The following is a 756-nucleotide window of genomic DNA, read 5'->3' on the forward strand; positions in this document are numbered from 1 at the left end:
CGGGGTACCGGTGTCGCCATCAGGGGTACGCGAGGGACCGCTGTCCGGGGTGGTGCCGGTGGGCCGGGTACCGGTGTCGCTGTCGGGGGTGCGGGAGGACTGCTGCGATTCCGGGGCCGAACGACCCTCCGGAGACGGCGTGTTGGCATCGGAGCCGACCCGGGTGCCGAACGGGTCCAGCGGCGCGTTGCTGCGCGGCTCGCTGGTGTTGGGCGTCGGCTGCTGCGTCGAGCGCGGCGTCTCGTTCGAACCGGACGTGTCGCGGCTCGGGGCGCTGTCCGGCGACGTACTCGACGAGGGACTGTGCCCCGACGGCGCACTCCCAGAAGGCGTACTACCCGACGGCGTACTACCCGAGGGGCTGCTGCCGGACGGCGTACTGCCCGAAGGCGTGCTGCCCGAAGGGCTGCTGCCGGAGGGGGTATTGGCGGACGGGCTGCTGCCGCTGTTGGACGGCGAGTTGCCGGAAGGAGTGTTGGCGGAGTCGTTGCCGCCGCTGCTGCCCGGCGAGTCCGAGCCGCTGTTGCCGTGCCCCGCCGCACTGTCCAACCCACTGCGCGCGTGACCACCCGCCTTCGAACCCACCCCGTCCCGCAACGCCTCCGTGAACGTCTGACCCGAGTTCTTCACCGCATCCTTGAACGAATCAGCCCCCGCCTTGCCCGTCCGCCCCAGATCGAACCCGTCCTGCGCACCGAAACCCTGATTCACCGTCTGCGCGATCAAATCACTGATCATCGCCTGCACAGCCGAAAC

General features: G+C 70.1%; 1 protein-coding gene and 1 pseudogene. Both read left to right on the forward strand.

The genetic code is table 11. The annotated features are described in order from the left end of the window. Positions 1-565, forward strand: a pseudogene (locus ABT118_RS28345) (hypothetical protein); the annotation flags it as partial. Continuing rightward, on the forward strand, positions 562-756 hold a 195-nt coding region (locus tag ABT118_RS28350; RefSeq protein WP_350674969.1), incomplete at its 3' end, for a hypothetical protein. The pseudogene ABT118_RS28345 and the gene ABT118_RS28350, both read left to right, overlap by 4 nt.

This window comes from Kitasatospora sp. NPDC002040, from assembly GCF_040296785.1.
GTDB lineage: Bacteria > Actinomycetota > Actinomycetes > Streptomycetales > Streptomycetaceae > Kitasatospora.